The organism is Pseudomonas sp. PS02302, assembly GCF_029959585.1.
Taxonomy (GTDB): Bacteria; Pseudomonadota; Gammaproteobacteria; order Pseudomonadales; family Pseudomonadaceae; genus Chryseomonas; species Chryseomonas aestiva.
Genome location: NZ_JASCON010000036.1, coordinates 18776 through 34889, shown reverse-complemented (window position 1 = coordinate 34889; position 16114 = coordinate 18776). Strand labels below are relative to the sequence as shown.

17 protein-coding genes are annotated in these 16114 nt (G+C 64.2%); 10 read left to right on the top strand and 7 right to left on the bottom strand.

Annotated elements, in window-relative coordinates; translation table 11 throughout:
• Nucleotides 1-9 precede the first annotated feature (9 nt).
• From QMX82_RS13795 to QMX82_RS13765, 7 genes are all read left to right on the top strand, one after another.
• Nucleotides 10-678 carry a Bax inhibitor-1/YccA family protein gene (locus tag QMX82_RS13795; protein WP_158895084.1) on the top strand — a complete coding sequence of 223 codons (669 nt, stop codon included), beginning with the start codon at nt 10-12 and terminating at the stop codon, nt 676-678.
• A 49-nt stretch (nt 679-727) separates the two neighbouring features.
• On the top strand, nt 728-1123 hold the full coding sequence (gene tusD / locus QMX82_RS13790; RefSeq protein WP_208690934.1) for a sulfurtransferase complex subunit TusD: 396 nt from the start codon (nt 728-730) through the stop codon (nt 1121-1123).
• A gap of 1 nt (nt 1124) precedes the next feature.
• Entirely contained in the window at nt 1125-1481 is a 357-nt protein-coding gene (gene tusC, locus QMX82_RS13785) for a sulfurtransferase complex subunit TusC (protein ID WP_208690933.1), read from the top strand.
• Nucleotides 1478-1777 (top strand): sulfurtransferase complex subunit TusB, encoded by a 300-nt coding sequence (gene tusB, locus QMX82_RS13780; RefSeq protein WP_208690932.1) that lies wholly within the window; start codon nt 1478-1480, stop codon nt 1775-1777. The genes tusC and tusB overlap by 4 nt, the downstream gene beginning before the upstream one ends.
• A gap of 2 nt (nt 1778-1779) precedes the next feature.
• Complete coding sequence (locus tag QMX82_RS13775) at nt 1780-2094, top strand: TusE/DsrC/DsvC family sulfur relay protein (RefSeq protein ID WP_208690931.1); 315 nt, start codon at nt 1780-1782, stop codon at nt 2092-2094.
• A complete protein-coding gene (locus tag QMX82_RS13770; protein WP_282284477.1) occupies nt 2091-3074 on the top strand; it encodes a glycosyl transferase family protein in 984 nt (327 codons plus the stop codon). Before QMX82_RS13775 ends, QMX82_RS13770 begins: the two co-directional genes overlap by 4 nt.
• A 65-nt stretch (nt 3075-3139) precedes the next feature.
• Nucleotides 3140-4141, top strand: coding sequence for a glutathione S-transferase family protein (locus QMX82_RS13765; RefSeq protein WP_282284475.1), 1002 nt, complete (start codon nt 3140-3142; stop codon nt 4139-4141).
• Between the two features lie 2 nt (nt 4142-4143).
• On the opposite strand, the gene cysG is transcribed toward QMX82_RS13765, so the two are convergent.
• From cysG to QMX82_RS13740, 5 genes are read right to left on the bottom strand one after another with little or no spacing between them, the layout of a single operon-like run.
• Nucleotides 4144-5538 (bottom strand): siroheme synthase CysG, encoded by a 1395-nt coding sequence (gene cysG / locus QMX82_RS13760; RefSeq protein WP_282284473.1) that lies wholly within the window; start codon nt 5536-5538, stop codon nt 4144-4146.
• The gene (gene serS, locus QMX82_RS13755) at nt 5538-6815 is read right to left on the bottom strand and encodes a serine--tRNA ligase (RefSeq protein ID WP_282284471.1); all 1278 of its coding nucleotides are present in this window, start codon (nt 6813-6815) and stop codon (nt 5538-5540) included. Before serS ends, cysG begins: the two co-directional genes overlap by 1 nt.
• Nucleotides 6816-6862: 47 nt before the next feature.
• Complete coding sequence (locus QMX82_RS13750; protein ID WP_282284469.1) at nt 6863-8191, bottom strand: replication-associated recombination protein A; 1329 nt, start codon at nt 8189-8191, stop codon at nt 6863-6865.
• A gap of 9 nt (nt 8192-8200) precedes the next feature.
• Nucleotides 8201-8824: an outer membrane lipoprotein chaperone LolA gene (gene lolA / locus QMX82_RS13745; RefSeq protein ID WP_282284468.1), complete on the bottom strand. Its 624-nt coding sequence runs from the start codon at nt 8822-8824 to the stop codon at nt 8201-8203.
• Nucleotides 8825-8841: 17 nt separating this feature from the next.
• Nucleotides 8842-11325, bottom strand: a complete 2484-nt coding sequence (locus tag QMX82_RS13740; protein ID WP_282284466.1) for a DNA translocase FtsK — start codon at nt 11323-11325, stop codon at nt 8842-8844.
• Between the two features lie 256 nt (nt 11326-11581).
• Here QMX82_RS13740 and aat point away from each other — a divergent pair, with 256 nt between their 5' ends.
• From aat to infA, 3 genes are all read left to right on the top strand, one after another.
• Nucleotides 11582-12271 carry a leucyl/phenylalanyl-tRNA--protein transferase gene (gene aat / locus QMX82_RS13735; RefSeq protein ID WP_282284464.1) on the top strand — a complete coding sequence of 230 codons (690 nt, stop codon included), beginning with the start codon at nt 11582-11584 and terminating at the stop codon, nt 12269-12271.
• A 35-nt stretch (nt 12272-12306) separates the two neighbouring features.
• A complete protein-coding gene (locus QMX82_RS13730; protein WP_282284462.1) occupies nt 12307-13014 on the top strand; it encodes an arginyltransferase in 708 nt (235 codons plus the stop codon).
• 94 nt (nt 13015-13108) lie between these two features.
• Complete coding sequence (gene infA / locus QMX82_RS13725) at nt 13109-13327, top strand: translation initiation factor IF-1 (protein ID WP_002553999.1); 219 nt, start codon at nt 13109-13111, stop codon at nt 13325-13327.
• A 71-nt stretch (nt 13328-13398) separates the two neighbouring features.
• Here the strand turns inward: infA and clpA are convergent, their stop codons facing one another.
• Both clpA and clpS read right to left on the bottom strand, forming a co-directional pair.
• Complete coding sequence (gene clpA / locus QMX82_RS13720) at nt 13399-15669, bottom strand: ATP-dependent Clp protease ATP-binding subunit ClpA (RefSeq protein ID WP_282284459.1); 2271 nt, start codon at nt 15667-15669, stop codon at nt 13399-13401.
• Nucleotides 15670-15717: 48 nt separating this feature from the next.
• The gene (gene clpS, locus QMX82_RS13715; protein WP_208690922.1) at nt 15718-16074 is read right to left on the bottom strand and encodes an ATP-dependent Clp protease adapter ClpS; all 357 of its coding nucleotides are present in this window, start codon (nt 16072-16074) and stop codon (nt 15718-15720) included.
• Between the last annotated feature and the right edge of the window lie 40 nt (nt 16075-16114).

The window sequence follows — 16114 nt, the reverse complement described above, 5'->3', positions numbered from 1 at the left end:
GAGTACACCATGAACGAGCGTCAATACGCCTATAACCCTGCCATCGCGCAACCGCGGGACGTCAGCCGTGTATTGCGCAACACCTATGCCCTGCTGGCCATGACCCTGGCGTTCAGCGGCCTGGTCGCCTTCGTCTCGCAGCAGATGCGGCTGCCCTACCCCAACATCTTCGTGGTCCTGATCGGCTTCTATGGCCTGTTCTTCCTGACCGTGAAGACCCGCGACAGCGGCTGGGGTCTGGTCAGTACCTTCGCCCTGACCGGCTTCATGGGCTACACCCTTGGCCCGATCCTGAACATGTACCTGGGCTTGCCCAACGGGGGCAGCGTGATCGCCTCCGCCGCCGGCATGACCGCCCTGGCCTTCTTCGGTCTGTCGGCCTACGCCCTGATCAGCCGCAAGGACATGAGCTTCCTCAGTGGCTTTTTGATGGCGGGCTTCTGGATCCTGCTGGGCGCCGTGGTGCTGTCCTTCTTCGTCCAGATAAGCGGTTTGCAACTGGCCATCAGCGCGGGCTTCGTACTGTTCGCCGCCGCGGCCATCCTGTTCCAGACCAGCGCCATCGTGCATGGCGGCGAAGACAACTACATCATGGCTACCATCACCCTGTACGTCTCGATCTACAATATGTTCATCAGCTTGCTGCAGATCTTCGGATTTGCCAGCAGCAACGATTGATCACCAGCGGTAGCCCGAGAGGCCCGCTTCGGCGGGCCTTTTTACATCCATGAAATTTGCCATCGTTGTCCTTTCTCCACCCCAGGCGCCCTCGGCGCGGCGGGCCCTGCGCTTCTGCGAGGCGCTGCTGGGCGGGGGTCACGAGCTGTCGCGCCTGTTTCTCTATCGCGACGGCGTCCATAACGCTTCCCATGCCCTGGTCAGCGGCCAGGACGAATCCGATCTGCCGGCGCGCTGGCGCGAACTGATCGAACGCCACCAGATCGATGCGGTGGTCTGCATCGCCGCCGCCCTCAAGCGCGGGTTGCTGGACGAGAGCGAAGCACGGCGCTACGAACGTGAGGGCGCGGTGAACGTGCGGGCGCCCTGGCAGCTGTCCGGTCTGGGCCAATTGCATGAAGCGGTGCAGGACGCCGATCGCCTGCTCTGCTTTGGAGGCGACTAGCATGGCCAGGAGCACCCTCGTCATTTCCCGCCAGCCCGCGCTGAGCGGCCCCGGTCCGCGCGAGGCCCTGGATATCGTATTGGCCGGCGGTGCCTTCGAACTGCCCCTGGCGCTGCTGTTCGCAGGGCCTGGCGTGACCCAGTTGCTGGCCGCCGACAGCGCTGCCCTTGAGCAAAAGGACCTGAGTGCCAATCTCTCCGCACTACCGCTGTTCGGTGTCGAGGCCATCTACTGCGAAGCCACCGCCCTGCAGCGCCTGGGCATCACGCCCGCGCAGTTGCCCGCCTGGGTGACGCCCCTGGAGCCCGACGCCCTGGCAGCGCTGATTCATGAACACGACCAGGTGATTTCCATTTGACTACCCTGCACCTGTTTTCCCGCTCGCCGCTGCTGGATGCCGGCGCCCTGGACGGCCTGAGCTGGGTCCGTGGCGAGGACACCGTGCTGCTCACCGGCGCTGCGGTCGAGGCCCTGCGCCCTGGCAGCGTTGCGGCCGAGCGGCTAGCCCAACTCCCGGCCGAGGCCACCCTCTATGCCCTGGCGGAAGATGTCCAGGCCCGTCGCCTGCAAGCCGAACGGACCGTGACCCTGATCGACTACCCCACCTTCGTCGACCTGAGCGTGAGCTGCGCCAAGGTCATCAGCTGGACCTGAGCATGCCTCCTCTCGACCTCGACCCCGAAGGCTATCTACGCGACCTCTCGCAGTGGAGTCCGGAAGTGGCCCAGCAACTGGCACTCAAGGAGGGCATCGAGCTGACCGATCGCCACTGGCAGGTGCTGCAGGCGCTGCGTGACTTCTACGCACAATTCCAGCTTGCGCCGGCCAATCGGCCGCTGATCAAGTACATTGCCCAGACACTGGGCCCGGAACTGGGCACCAGTCTGCAGCTCAACCTGCTGTTCAAGGGGGCGCCAGCCAAAATGGGCGCCAAACTGGCCGGCCTGCCGAAACCGGATAACTGTCTATGACCCTCACCACGCCCGAAGAACACCCCTTCGCCGTCTATGTCCGGGCCCTGGGCAAGGGCAAGCGCGGCGCCCGCAGCCTGACCGAGGCCGAGGCGGAAATGGCCATGGGCCTGATTCTCGACGGCCAGGTGACCGATGCCCAGCTCGGCGCCTTTCTCATGCTGCTCAGGCACAAGGAAGAGAGCGCCGAGGAGCTGGCCGGCTTTACCCGCGCCGTCCGCGCGCGGCTGCAGCCGCCAGGCTTCACGGTCGACCTCGACTGGCCCTCCTACGCCGGCAAGAAGCGTCATCTGCCCTGGTACCTGCTGGCGGTGAAATGCCTGGCCGGTAGCGGCGTCCGGGTGGTCATGCATGGCGGCGGTACCCACACCGCGGGCCGACTCTATACCGAACAATGCCTGGCCGACCTGGGGATGCCGACCGCCACTGACTGGCAGGGCGTCGGCACCCTCCTCGATCGCGGTCAACCGGCCTTCCTGCCGCTGGCCGCCTGGATGCCGGCCCTGCAGCGGATGATCGATCTCAAGGCCGAGCTCGGCCTGCGCTCGCCGATCCACTCCCTGGTACGGCTGCTCAACCCCAGCCAGGCGCGCTGCATCCTGCAGAGCATCTTCCACCCGGGTTACCAGGAGGTGCATCGCGAAGCCAGTCGCCTGCTGGCTGACGACAGCATCGTCATCAAGGGCGAAGGCGGTGAAGTCGAGCGCAATCCCGATGTCATCGCCCACCTCTATGGCACCCGTGCTGGCGAAGCCTGGGACGAAAGCTGGCCGGCGCTGACCGAGCGCCGCCAGGTCAAGCCGGAGCGCCTCGATCCGGCCCTGTTAGCCGCCACCTGGCGAGGTGAAGCGGAAGATCCCTATGGGCGCCTGGCGGTCATCGCCACCCTGGCCGTGGCCTTGCGGGCCCTGGGTCAGGATCAGGCGAGTGCCCAGAGCGAAGCCGAGCGGCGCTGGGAAGCGCGCGACCGCGCGCTCTGACGTCGCCTCAGGAACCCGGAGCGGCTCCCCGGGTTCCTAACCGCAACGCAGCGGAGGATGACGATATGGGCTTGTTGGTCGATGGACAGTGGCAGGACCAGTGGTATGACAATGGCAAGGATGGCCATTTCAAACGGGAAGAGGCCCAGCGTCGCGACTGGATCGCCCGCCCCGAGCAAGCCATTCCGCAAGGCGCCGGACGCCATGCCCCCGAAGCCGGTCGCTACCACCTCTATGTGTCCCTGGCCTGCCCCTGGGCGCACCGCACCCTGATCTATCGCCAGCTCAAGGGCCTCGAAGATCTGATCGGCGTCTCGGTGGTCAGCTGGCTGATGCGTGAGGAAGGCTGGACCTTCGACCTGGCCAGGGGTGCCAGTGGTGACGATCTCTATCACCTCGACCGCCTCTACCAGCTCTATCAGCGCGACCAGGCCGACTACACCGGGCGGGTTACTGTCCCGGTGCTCTGGGATCGTCAGGAGGAGCGCATCGTCAGCAACGAATCCGCCGAGATCATCCGCATGTTCAATGGCGCCTTCGACGAACTGACCGGCAATCGCCTGGATCTCTACCCAGAGGCACTGCGCGGTCGCATCGATGCCCTCAACGACCGTATCTATCCGACGGTCAACAATGGTGTCTACCGGGCCGGTTTCGCCACCACCCAGGAGGCCTACGAAGAGGCCTTCGACGAGGTCTTCGCCACCCTCGACGACCTGGAAAAGCTGCTGCAGACCCAGCGCTATCTCACCGGGGAATGGCTGACCGAAGCCGATTGGCGCCTGTTCACCACCCTGATTCGCTTCGACGCCGTCTATCACGGCCACTTCAAGTGCAACCTGCGGCGCATCCGGGATTATCCGGCGCTACAGGGTTGGCTGCGAGAGCTGTATCAGTGGCCGGGGATCGCCGAGACCGTGGACTTCCAGCACATCAAGCACCACTACTACGGCAGCCATGCGCAGATCAACCCGACCGCTATCGTGCCCAAGGGGCCGGCCCTAGAGCTGGACCTGCCCCACGGCCGCGAGGCCCTGAGCGGTGCCGGCATCCAGGGCGCAGCCTGAGATCAGACCGCCGCCTGATCGCCTTCGAACCAGGCCAGCTTCTCGCGTAGCGCCACCACTTCGCCGACGATCACCAGGGTCGGCGCGTGGACCTCGTGCTCGGCCACCAGTTGCGGCAGATCCTCCAGGGTACCGGTGAACACCCGCTGATTAGGCGTAGTGCCCTGTTGCACCAGCGCTGCCGGCGTTGCCGAATCCTTGCCATGGGCGATGAGTTGCGCGCAGATGGTCGGCAGCCCCACCAGGCCCATGTAGAACACCAGGGTCTGCCCCGGCGCCACGAGATCGGTCCAGGGCAGATCCGCCGAGCCGTCCTTGAGATGGCCGGTGACGAAGCGCACCGACTGGGCATGGTCTCTGTGGGTCAAGGGGATGCCGGCATAGGCCGCACAACCACTGGCCGCGGTGATGCCCGGCACCACCTGGAAGGGAATGCCTTCGGCTGCCAGCTCTTCGATCTCTTCGCCACCGCGGCCGAAGATGAAAGGATCACCCCCCTTCAGCCGTAGCACCCGCTTGCCTTCCTGGGCCAGTTTGACCAGCAGGCGATTGAGATCGTCCTGGGGCACCGCATGCTCGGCGCGCCGCTTGCCGACATAGATGCGATCGGCATCGCGCCGACACATGTCGAGGATGGTCGGCGCCACCAGGCGATCGTAGAGCACCACGTCAGCCTGCTGCATCAGCCGCAGGGCGCGGAAGGTCAGCAGGTCCGGATCACCGGGACCGGCGCCGACCAGATAGACCTCGCCGCGAAAGGTGGCCGTTTCGCTGCTCAGCTTGGCTTCCAGCAGTTGTTCGGCAGCCTGGGGCTGGCCGGAAAAGACCTTTTCCGCGACCTCGCCCTGGAACACCTCTTCCCAGAAGATTCGCCGCGCCTGCAGGTCGGCGAAGCGGGTCTTCACCCGGGCGCGAAAGCGCTGGGCGAGTTGCGCCAGCTGGCCATAGGTCGCCGGAATCCAACTCTCCAGCTTGGCCCGCACCAGGCGCGCCAGCACCGGGGCGTCACCGCCGCTGGATATGGCGATCACCAGGGGCGAGCGATCGACGATGGCCGGAAAGATCACGGTGCACAGCTTGGGAGCGTCCACCACGTTGACCGGCAGGCCCAGGGCCTGGGCATCGTGGGACACGGTCTCGTTGACCTGGTCATCGTCGGTGGCCGCGATCACCAGGCAATGCCCGGCGAGGTGATCCGCCGCATAGCGCTCGACCCGGCAACTGCCGCCCCGCGCCTCGACGAAGGCGCGTACCTCCGGCTCGATCTCCGGCGCCACCAGGGTGATGCGTGCGCCGGCTTCGGCCAGCAGCACGCTCTTGCGCAGGGCGATGTCGCCCCCGCCGATCACCAGCACCGGACGGCCATCGAGCTTGTGGAAGAGCGGCAGGTAATCCATCAGCCGATGACCTCGAGGCCACCCATGTAGGGCTTGAGCACTTCGGGGACGCGGATGCTGCCGTCGGCCTGCTGATAGTTCTCCAGCACGGCAACCAACGTACGGCCAACGGCCAGGCCGGAGCCGTTGAGGGTGTGTACCAGCTCGGGCTTGCCTTCGGCGTTGCGATAGCGGGCCTGCATGCGGCGTGCCTGGAAGTCACCGCAGTTGGAGCAGGACGAGATCTCGCGATACTTGCCCTGGCTCGGCACCCAGACTTCCAGGTCGTAGGTCTTGGTGGCGCCGAAACCCATGTCGCCGGTGCACAGCGACAGCACCCGGTAGGGCAGTTCCAGCCGTTGCAGCACGGTCTCGGCGTGGCCGGTCAGCTCTTCCAGGGCCTGGAAGGAGGTGCTCGGCTCGACGATATGGACCATCTCCACCTTGTCGAACTGGTGCTGACGGATCATGCCGCGGGTATCGCGCCCCGAGGCACCGGCTTCGCTGCGGAAGCACGGGGTATGGGCGGTGAACTTCAGCGGCAGGCGCTTGGCATCGAGGATCTGGCCGGCGACCAGATTGGTCAGGGTTACCTCGGCGGTGGGGATCAGGTAGAGATCGCTCTCGCCTTCGCGGCCGATCTTGAACAGATCTTCCTCGAACTTGGGCAGCTGACCGGTGCCCTGCAGGGTCTCGGCCTGCACCAGGTAGGGGGTATAGGTCTCTTCGTAGCCATGCTCACCGGTGTGCAGGTTGAGCATGAACTGCGCCAGGGCACGGTGCAGACGCGCGATGGGGCCGCGCATCACGGCGAAGCGGGCGCCGGAGAACCGTGCAGCGGTCTCGAAATCCAGCCAGCCGTGGGTCTCGCCTAGGGCAACGTGGTCCTTGATCTCGAAATCGAAGTCGCGCGGGGTACCCCAGCGACGGACCTCGACATTGTCTTCCTCGTCCTTGCCGACCGGCACCGAGGCGTCGGGCAGGTTGGGCAGGCCCAGCAGCAGGGCATCCAGTTCACCCTGGACCATGTCCAGCTCACGCTTGGCTTCTTCCAGCTCACTGCCCATGCGATCGACTTCCGCCAGCAGCGGTGCGATGTCTTCACCACGCGCCTTGGCCTGACCGATACCCTTGGAGCGGGCATTGCGCTCGGCCTGCAGGGTCTCGGTGCGGGTCTGCACGGCCTTGCGACGGGCTTCCAGCGACTCCACCAAGCTGACGTCGAGAACGTAGCCACGGGTCGCCAGACGTGCGGCCACCTCCTCGGTTTGGGTGCGAACCAGTTTCGAATCAAGCATGTCCGTGTCTCTTGCTTAGGAATGGGGGCAGCCGTGCGGGCGGGGCGTCAGGAACGCGGCCGGCGCTGACGCGGGCTGGACCGGTCGAGGTCCGCCAGATGCTGCAGTTTATCGCGGATCTTCAGCTCCAGCCCACGGGAAACCGGCTCATAGTAGCGGCGCGGCTCGAGTTCCTCGGGAAAGTAGTCCTCACCCGCGGCATAGGCTTCCGGCTCATCGTGGGCATAGCGGTATTCGTCGCCATAGCCAAGGTTCTTCATCAGCTTGGTCGGCGCGTTGCGCAGGTGCAGCGGCACCTCGCGCGAGCCGTTCTGGCGCACGTCGGCCAGGGCGGCCTTGTAGCCCATGTAGACGGCGTTGCTCTTGGGCGCGCAGGCCAGATAGACGATCGCCTGGGCGATGGCCAGCTCGCCTTCCGGACTGCCCAGGCGCTCCTGGACATCCCAGGCGTCCAGGCACAGGCTCAGGGCGCGCGGATCGGCGTTGCCGATGTCTTCGCTGGCCATGCGCACCACGCGCCGGGCGATGTACAGCGCATCGCAGCCGCCGTCGATCATCCGGGCGAACCAGTAGAGGGCGCCATCGGGATTGGAGCCGCGCACCGACTTGTGCAACGCGGAAATCTGGTCATAGAAGGCTTCGCCGCCCTTGTCGAAGCGACGGCGCTGATCGCCCAGCAGACTCTGGAACAGTTCGGCGTCCAGGACGCCACCGTCCTCGGCCAGGTCCGCAGCGTTCTCCAGCAGATTGAGCAGTCGCCGGCCATCGCCGTCGGCGGCGGCCAGCAGCAGCGCCAGGGCGTCGTCCGGCAGACTCAGCCGTCGCTCACCCAGCCCCTTGGCACTGGTCAGAGCCCGTCGTGCCAGGCCGCCGAGGGCATCATCGTCCAGACTCTTGAGCACATAGACCCGCGCCCGCGAAAGCAGCGCATTGTTGAGTTCGAAGGAAGGATTCTCGGTGGTCGCCCCGATGAAGATCAGAGTGCCGTCTTCGACATAGGGCAGGAAGGCATCCTGCTGCGACTTGTTGAAGCGATGCACCTCGTCGACGAAGAGGATGGTGCGGCGGCGATACTGGGCAGCCTGCTGCTTGGCCACCTCCACCGCATGGCGGATCTCCTTGACCCCGGAAAGCACTGCCGAGAGCGTTTCGAAGTGGGCATCGGAAACCTGGGCCAGCAGCCGCGCCAGGGTGGTCTTGCCCACGCCTGGGGGCCCCCAGAAGATCATCGAATGCAGCGCGCCCTGCTCCAGCGCCTCGCGCAGGGGTTTGCCCCGCGCCAGCAGGTGTTGCTGACCCGCGTATTCATCGAGGGTTTCGGGACGCATGCGGGCAGCCAAGGGCTGCCCGACGGGTGCGGTGCTGAAGAGATCCATGGGGTGCGATCACTCCTGGATGACGTCGGCTCCCTTGGGCACCTGGAAGGTGAACTGGGACGCCGCCACCGGATCGTTGAGCTTGACGTTGAAGAAGAGGATGTTGGTTCTCTGACCGGCACCGTCGATCAACTGCATGTCGTTGATCACGCCGTTGCGGAACGACAGCCGCAGGCTGTCGAACAGGGTGTCCTTGGTCTTGGGCTTAAGCACGAAGTCGACGACGTTGCCGGCATCCTTGCTGGTGACATCGAAGCTGCTTTCGATCTTGGAAATGTCACCTGACAGCAGCAGCGCCGGCGTCTGGGTCAGGCGCAGGTCCAGCTTGCGGATGGTGACCTGCTCCAAGTCCGGATCGTAAAGCCAGACCTGCTTGCCGTCGGACACCAGCAGCTGCTCCTGGGGCGCATCGGAATGCCAGCGGAACAGCCCGGGACGCTTGAGACTCATGTTGCCGGCGGTTTCCTGCAGGCGAGTACCCGAACCATCCAGGGTCAGCTGCGAAAAGCGCGCGGTCAGGGTCTGGGCCTTGTCCAGCAGTTGCGACAGACGACCCACCGACGCCTGGTCGGCATGGGCGGAAAAGCTTACGGCGGCCAGGGCGGCCAGGGCGAAGCAACGCAGCTTGTGCATCGAGGTCCTCATGGATGTCAGTCTCTCACCGGGGCAGGCGCTGTGACCTCGCGCGAGCCGTTGGTGTTCATGGGCGATACGACACCGGCCATTTCCATGGTTTCGATCATCCGTGCCGCCCGGTTGTAACCGATCTTGAGCTTGCGCTGGACCGCGGAGATGGAGGCCCGACGACTCTCTGTGACGAAGCGCACGGCCTCGTCATAGAGCGGATCGTCCTCGTCGCTGTCGCCACCCTCGCCACTGCTGCCGTCGACGCCGGCACCACCGCCCTCGTCCGGGCCGCTGAGGATGTCTTCGATGTAGTCGGGTGCGCCGCGCTCCTTCCAGGCCTCGACGACGCGATGGACCTCTTCGTCGGACACGAAGGCGCCATGGACGCGGATCGGCAGGCCGGTACCCGGCGGCAGATAGAGCATGTCTCCGTGACCAAGCAGCTGTTCAGCGCCGCCCTGGTCGAGAATGGTCCGGGAGTCGATCTTGCTCGATACCTGGAAGGCCATCCGCGTCGGGATGTTGGCCTTGATCAGACCGGTAATGACGTCCACCGAGGGACGCTGGGTAGCCAGGATCAGATGGATGCCGGCCGCCCGCGCCTTCTGCGCGATCCGCGCGATCAGCTCTTCGACCTTCTTGCCGACGATCATCATCATGTCGGCGAATTCGTCCACCACCACCACGATGGTCGGCAGCGTCTTCAGCAGCGGTGCCTCGTCGTCCATGCTCTCGCGACGATAGAGCGGATCGGTCAGCGGCGTACCCGCGTCCTCGGCGTCCTTCACCTTGCGGTTGAAGCCGGCCAGGTTACGTACGCCCATGGCCGCCATCAGCTTGTAGCGCCGCTCCATCTCCGCCACGCTCCAGCGCAGGGCGTTGGCGGCTTCCTTCATGTCGGTAACCACCGGGCAGAGCAGGTGTGGAATGCCCTCGTAGATCGAGAGTTCCAGCATCTTGGGATCGATCATGATCAGGCGGGCGTCTTCCGGACTCGACTTGAACAGGATCGACAGGAGCATGGCGTTCACGCCCACCGACTTACCGGAACCCGTGGTACCGGCCACCAGCAGGTGCGGCATCTTCGCCAGGTCGGTGATGACCGGCTTGCCACCGATGTCATGACCCAGGGCCAGGGTGACGGGCGACTTGGCCGCCGCGTACTCGGGCGATTCGAGGACCTCGGAGAAGCGCACCATCTGGCGATCCTCGTTGGGGATCTCGATACCCACGGTGGTCTTGCCGGGAATGACTTCCACCACCCGCACGCTGAACACGGCGAGCGAACGCGCCAGGTCCTTGGCCAGGTTGGAAATGCGGCTGACCTTGACGCCGGCCGCCGGCTGAATCTCGAAGCGGGTGATCACCGGACCGGGATGCACGCTCTCCACGATGACCTCGACACCAAACTCCTTGAGCTTGACCTCGAGCAGGCGCGACATGTTCTCGAGGAATTCCGGCGAATAGCTCTGCTGTTTCTTCTCGGCACGATCCAGGATCGACAGCGGCGGCAGGGTACCTTCCAGATCCGCGTCGACCCGGACCACGGCAGCCGCGGGCGAATAGGACGCCCCAGCCGGTGCAGGCGCCGCCTTGCGCGGTGGCGGCGTGGGCAGGGCGACACGGGCCGGCGCTGCGACGGGCGCAACGGCCACCGGCGCGGACTCGGGTGCTTCGGCGACGAAGCGACTGGGCGCGGGCATCTCGATGCGCGGCGCAGCGCGCTCCACCCGTGGCGGGGGCGCGACGTCGAGCAGGTCGTCGAGGTCTTCGTCGGCGACGGGAATCGGCACCTCGCGGGCCTTGCTCTTGCGCGCAACCGGCGGCGACACCGGCTCGTCGAAGACGTCCAGTTCCGGCGCCTGACGGCGACCGCCGGCCAGGCGGCTGAAGCCACCCTGCACCAGGTCCAGCAGGTCGAGCACGAGCTTGCCGGTGAAATCCATCACCTTGAACCAGGACAGATCGGTGAAAACGGTCAATCCCAGCAGGAACAGCGCGAGGAACAGCAACGTGCTGCCCTGGACATTGAGGGCGGCCACCGACAGCTGCCCCAGGCTCTCGCCCAGCGCGCCGCCAGCGGACGCCGGCAGCGCCGACACGGCATGGAAATGGATATAGGCCAGCACCGAACCCGAGATCACCAGCAGGACCAGCCCGGTCAGCCGCCAGGAAAACAGCCAGCCGCTCCACTCCCAGGGCAGGTGCCGCTTGCGGAAGATCTGCCAGGTCTTGACGGCGAGCAGGACGGGGAACACGAAGGCAAAGTAGCCGAGTGCCATGAACAGCACGTCGGCCAGCCAGGCGCCGGCGCGGCCCGCGGTGTTATGGACCTGATCGATGCGGCTGGTGTGGGTCCAGCCCGGATCGGAGGGGTCGTAGCTCAGCAGAGCCATGAGCAGATACAGGCACAAGGCGGCCAGTGCGATGAGCACCACCTCCTTGAGACGATAATGCAGATGCTCACGCCATTGGTTGACGTGGCTGACAGAACTGGATTGCTTCAAGCGCGCTTTTCCCGCACACGGAACGTGTGACCGTGAATCAAAAACAGTGCGCCATTCTAGATCGCCCGGGCCCTGCTTCTACAGTCCCGCGGCGAAACATGGCACGATAGCGGACGGCCGTACCGGAACCGCCTTCAGGCACAACATTGGAGCATTCTTTCGTTGTCCTGACAAAGAGTTATGACGATTTCTTGAGCTTGTTACGCACAAGCTGCACCCCTTCGGCTTCACCCATCAGAAGGCGCCCTCCCCTACCATGGTGAAATGGCTGACCCGCGCAAGCCCTGACTTCCCGCCCCTGCAGCAGGCGCTGCGCGAACCCAACGGCCTCCTGGCCATCGGCGGCGACCTGAGCGCGGCACGCCTGATCGGCGCCTATCGTCACGGCTGCTTTCCCTGGTACCAGGCCGGCCAACCCCTGCTGTGGTGGTCGCCGGATCCCCGCACGGTGCTTTTCCCGCCGGACCTGCACGTCTCGCGCAGCCTGGCGAAGACCCTGCGCAAGACGCCGCTGCGCGTCACCTACGACCAGGCCTTCGCCAGGGTGATCCAGGCCTGCGCCGGTCCGCGACGCGATGCCGACGGTACCTGGATCACCATGGAGATGCGTCAGGCCTACCAGGAACTGCACGCCCAGGGCTGGGCTCACTCCGTGGAAGTCTGGGACGGCGACCAGTTGGTCGGCGGTCTCTATGGCATCGCCATGGGCAAGCTGTTCTTCGGCGAATCCATGTTCAGCCACGCCGACAACGCTTCCAAGATCGGCTTCGTGACCCTGGTACGGGACCTGGCCGCCTGGGGCTTCGTGATGATCGACTGCCAGATGCAAACCGCGCATCTGGAGAGTCTCGGCGCGAGCAGTCTCTCCCGGGAACGCTTTGCCGAATACCTGGCCAAATACCTGGATCAGGCCAGCATGGCCGCCTGGCCTAGCTTCCACGGGTGACTTACACTCAAGCCAGGCTTATGTAGAGATTCGACATGACCGAGCTGGCGAGACTCAAGTTTTACGCAACCCAGCCTCACGCTTGCAGTTACCTGCCCAACGAGCAGGCGACCACGCTGTTTCTCGACCCCTCGCAACCCATGAACGGCCAGATCTACGCCGAACTGTCCGAACTGGGCTTCCGTCGTAGTGGCGATCATCTCTACCGCCCCCACTGCCAGCTCTGCAAGGCCTGCGTCCCCGCCCGCATCCCCATTGCCCGCTTTCGCCCCAGCCGCAAGCAGACGCGCGTGCTCAAGCGCAATCTCGACATCAAGGTCACGCGCTGCGACCCGGGTTTCACCGAAGAGCGCTATCAACTCTATGCACGCTATATCAGCGAACGCCACGCCGACGGCGACATGTTCCCACCGAGCCGCGGCCAGTTCTCCACCTTCCTGGTCAGCCACCTGCCCTACGCCTTCTTCTACGAGATGCGCGTCGAGGACCGCCTGATCGGCATCGCGGTGACCGATGTGCTGCCCAATGGCATGTCGGCGGTCTACACCTTCTACGACCCCAGCGAAGAGAAGCGCAGCCTGGGCGTATTCGGCATTCTCTGGCAGATCGCCGAAACCCGCCGCCTAGGCCTCGATGCGGTTTATCTCGGCTATTGGATCAAAGGGTGTCGCAAGATGTCCTATAAGACCGAGTACCGCCCCATTGAGCTCTTCGTCAATCAGCGCTGGGTTGCCCTGGCCTGACGAAATAGCGCTTTTTCTGAATTTCTGTCAGAATATGGGCCTTTTTCGCCCGGACTGCTCTGGGCCTATCTTGTCACCGAGGGCTTTTCTATATATGTCGAAAGAAGACAGCTTCGAAATGGAAGGTACTGTCGTCGACACCCTTCCCAACACCATGTTTCGCGTGGAGTTGGAAAATGGGCACGTCGTCACCGCGCACATCTCCGGAAAGATGCGTAAGAACTACATCCGCATCCTGACGGGCGACAAGGTTCGCGTGGAGCTGACGCCTTATGATCTGAGCAAGGGCCGGATCACTTACCGCGCGCGTTAAGCGAAGCCTTTCATGAAAAAGCCCGGCAATGCCGGGCTTTTTCATGAGCGATTGTAAATCGCGACCTGCCCTCAGGCAGGCTCGGCGGTGGTCTCGAACTCGAACTCCAGCTCGTCGTTCACCGCATCGATGTGGACGATACCGCCATGGTCGGCCAGGTCTCCGAACAGGATCTGCTCGGCCAGCGGCCGCTTGATCTTGTCCTGGATGAGGCGTGCCATGGGACGAGCGCCCATCTGCACGTCGTAGCCCCGCTCTGCCAGCCAGCCGCGGGCCGCATCCGTGACTTCGAGCTGGACACGCTTGTCCTCGAGCTGCGCCTGGAGTTCGGTAAGGAACTTGTCGACGATGCTCTTGATGACTTCCGTGCTCAGGCGGCCGAACTGGATGATGGTATCCAGACGGTTGCGGAACTCGGGCGTGAAGCTCTTCTTGATGACTTCCATGGCATCCGTGGTGTGATCCTGCAGCGTGAAGCCGATGGAGGCACGGGAGGCGGTTTCGGCGCCGGCATTGGTAGTCAGGATCAGGATCACGTTGCGGAAGTCGGCCTTGCGACCATTGTTATCCGTCAGGGTGCCGTGGTCCATGACCTGCAGCAGCAGGTTGAACACCTCGGGGTGGGCCTTCTCGATCTCATCGAGCAGCAGCACGCAGTGCGGCGTCTTGGTGATGGCTTCGGTCAGCAGACCACCCTGGTCGAAGCCAACATAGCCGGGAGGCGCACCGATCAGGCGAGACACGGTATGCCGCTCCATGTACTCGGACATGTCGAAGCGCACCAGCTCGACGCCCATGGCCTTGGCCAGCTGCCGGGCAGCCTCGGTCTTGCCCACGCCGGTAGGGCCGGCGAAGAGGAAGGAACCAACCGGCTTGTCCGGTGATTTCAGACCCGCACGGGACAGCTTGATGGCGGTGGACAGGGATTCGATGGCCAGGTCCTGACCGAAGACGGTCAGCTTGAGGTCGCGCTCCAGGTTGCGCAGCAACTCCTTGTCGGAACTGTTGACGGTCTTCGGGGGGATCCGCGCGATCTTGGCGACGATGTCTTCGACCTGCTGTACGTCGATACGCTGGGCACGACGATCTTCGGGCTGCAGGCGCTGGTAGGCACCGGCTTCGTCGATGACGTCGATGGCCTTGTCGGGCATGTGCCGGTCGTTGATGTAGCGCGCAGCCAGCTCGGCTGCTGCACGCAGCGCCTCGTCGGTGTACTCGATGTGGTGATGCTGCTCGAAGCGCCCCTTGAGGCCGCGCAGGATGCCGTAGGTATCATCCACCGAAGGCTCGACGACATCGACCTTCTGGAAGCGCCGAGCCAGTGCCCGGTCCTTCTCGAAGATGCCGCGGAATTCCTGGAAGGTGGTGGAGCCGATGCAGCGGATCTCACCGGAGGACAGCAGCGGCTTGAGCAGGTTGGAGGCATCCATCACCCCGCCCGAGGCCGCGCCGGCACCGATGATGGTATGGATCTCGTCGATGAAGAGCACGGCATGGGGCCGCTTCTTCAGCTCGGCCAACAGGGCCTTGAATCTCTTTTCGAAATCGCCGCGGTATTTGGTCCCGGCCAGTAGCGCGCCGAGATCGAGGGAATAGACCACGCTGTCGGCCAGCAGGTCAGGGACCTGACCGTCGACGATGCGCTTGGCCAGGCCTTCGGCAATGGCGGTCTTGCCGACGCCGGCCTCGCCCACCAGCAGCGGGTTGTTCTTACGGCGCCGGGCGAGGATCTGGGCTACGCGCTCGACTTCCGACTCACGCCCTACCAGCGGATCGATACGACCCTGGCGAGCCTGCTCGTTGAGATTGCTGGCGTAGGCTTCCAGTGGGTTGTTGGAGGAGCTGGGCTCGGCCCCCTCCTCCTCGGCGGCGTCCTGGTCCTGTTCGGCCTCGGGTGCTGCCCCTGGCACCTTGGAGATGCCGTGTGCGATGAAATTGACGACGTCGATCCGCGCCACGCTCTGCTGCTTGAGCAGGAACACCGCCTGGCTTTCCTGTTCGCTGAAGATGGCGACCAGGACGTTGGCCCCGGTGACTTCGCGCTTGCCCGAGCTCTGCACGTGGAAGACCGCACGCTGGAGGACACGCTGAAAGCCCAGCGTCGGCTGGGTCTCGCGCTCGTCATCCTGCTGTGGGATCAGGGGCGTGGTGGAATCTATGAATTCCAACAGATCGCGCCGCAGGCGATCGATGTTGGCGCCGCAGGCTCTCAACACGGTGGCCGCCGCTTCATTGTCCAGCAGCGCCAGCAGGAGGTGCTCAACGGTCATGAATTCATGACGCTTCGTCCTCGCCTCCTTGAAGGCGAGATTCAGGGTGACTTCGAGCTCACGATTCAACATAGCTTCACCTCATAGCCCAAGCAGCACAGTAGCCCAAGCAGCACAGATCTAACTTTCGATTTCGATTTCACACAGCAGCGGGTGGTTGCACTCCCTGGCATATTGATTGACTTGCATGGCCTTGGTTTCAGCGACATCGCGAGTAAATGTTCCGCAGACTGCCTTTCCCTGAGTATGCACAGTAAGCATCACCTGGGTAGCCGCTTCGCGGTTCATGCTGAAGTAGCGCTCCAGCACCTCGACGACGAACTCCATCGGGGTGTAGTCATCGTTATACATCAGAACTCGATATCTGGCTGGCCGTTTTAGTGCAGGTTTTGCCTCCTGCACCGCCAGGCCGCCGTTGTCGCCGTCCTGATGTTCGTTGTCTTCCGCCGCCAGTCGGATGGGGTCGATTACACGCATTCTGATCGATTCCGAATTACGGGATGAATAGCAGGGAAAA

Coding starts and splice junctions, on each gene's coding strand:
- lolA (WP_282284468.1), bottom strand. CDS start 8,824: ATGCACAAGCTGCGTTGCTTCGCCCTGGCCGCCCTGGCCGCCGTAAGC.
- QMX82_RS13765 (WP_282284475.1), top strand. CDS start 3,140: ATGGGCTTGTTGGTCGATGGACAGTGGCAGGACCAGTGGTATGACAAT.
- tusC (WP_208690933.1), top strand. CDS start 1,125: ATGGCCAGGAGCACCCTCGTCATTTCCCGCCAGCCCGCGCTGAGCGGC.
- serS (WP_282284471.1), bottom strand. CDS start 6,815: ATGCTTGATTCGAAACTGGTTCGCACCCAAACCGAGGAGGTGGCCGCA.
- clpA (WP_282284459.1), bottom strand. CDS start 15,669: ATGTTGAATCGTGAGCTCGAAGTCACCCTGAATCTCGCCTTCAAGGAG.
- tusD (WP_208690934.1), top strand. CDS start 728: ATGAAATTTGCCATCGTTGTCCTTTCTCCACCCCAGGCGCCCTCGGCG.
- QMX82_RS13775 (WP_208690931.1), top strand. CDS start 1,780: ATGCCTCCTCTCGACCTCGACCCCGAAGGCTATCTACGCGACCTCTCG.
- cysG (WP_282284473.1), bottom strand. CDS start 5,538: ATGGATTACCTGCCGCTCTTCCACAAGCTCGATGGCCGTCCGGTGCTG.
- QMX82_RS13730 (WP_282284462.1), top strand. CDS start 12,307: ATGACCGAGCTGGCGAGACTCAAGTTTTACGCAACCCAGCCTCACGCT.
- QMX82_RS13770 (WP_282284477.1), top strand. CDS start 2,091: ATGACCCTCACCACGCCCGAAGAACACCCCTTCGCCGTCTATGTCCGG.
- aat (WP_282284464.1), top strand. CDS start 11,582: ATGGTGAAATGGCTGACCCGCGCAAGCCCTGACTTCCCGCCCCTGCAG.
- infA (WP_002553999.1), top strand. CDS start 13,109: ATGTCGAAAGAAGACAGCTTCGAAATGGAAGGTACTGTCGTCGACACC.
- clpS (WP_208690922.1), bottom strand. CDS start 16,074: ATGCGTGTAATCGACCCCATCCGACTGGCGGCGGAAGACAACGAACAT.
- QMX82_RS13795 (WP_158895084.1), top strand. CDS start 10: ATGAACGAGCGTCAATACGCCTATAACCCTGCCATCGCGCAACCGCGG.
- QMX82_RS13750 (WP_282284469.1), bottom strand. CDS start 8,191: ATGGATCTCTTCAGCACCGCACCCGTCGGGCAGCCCTTGGCTGCCCGC.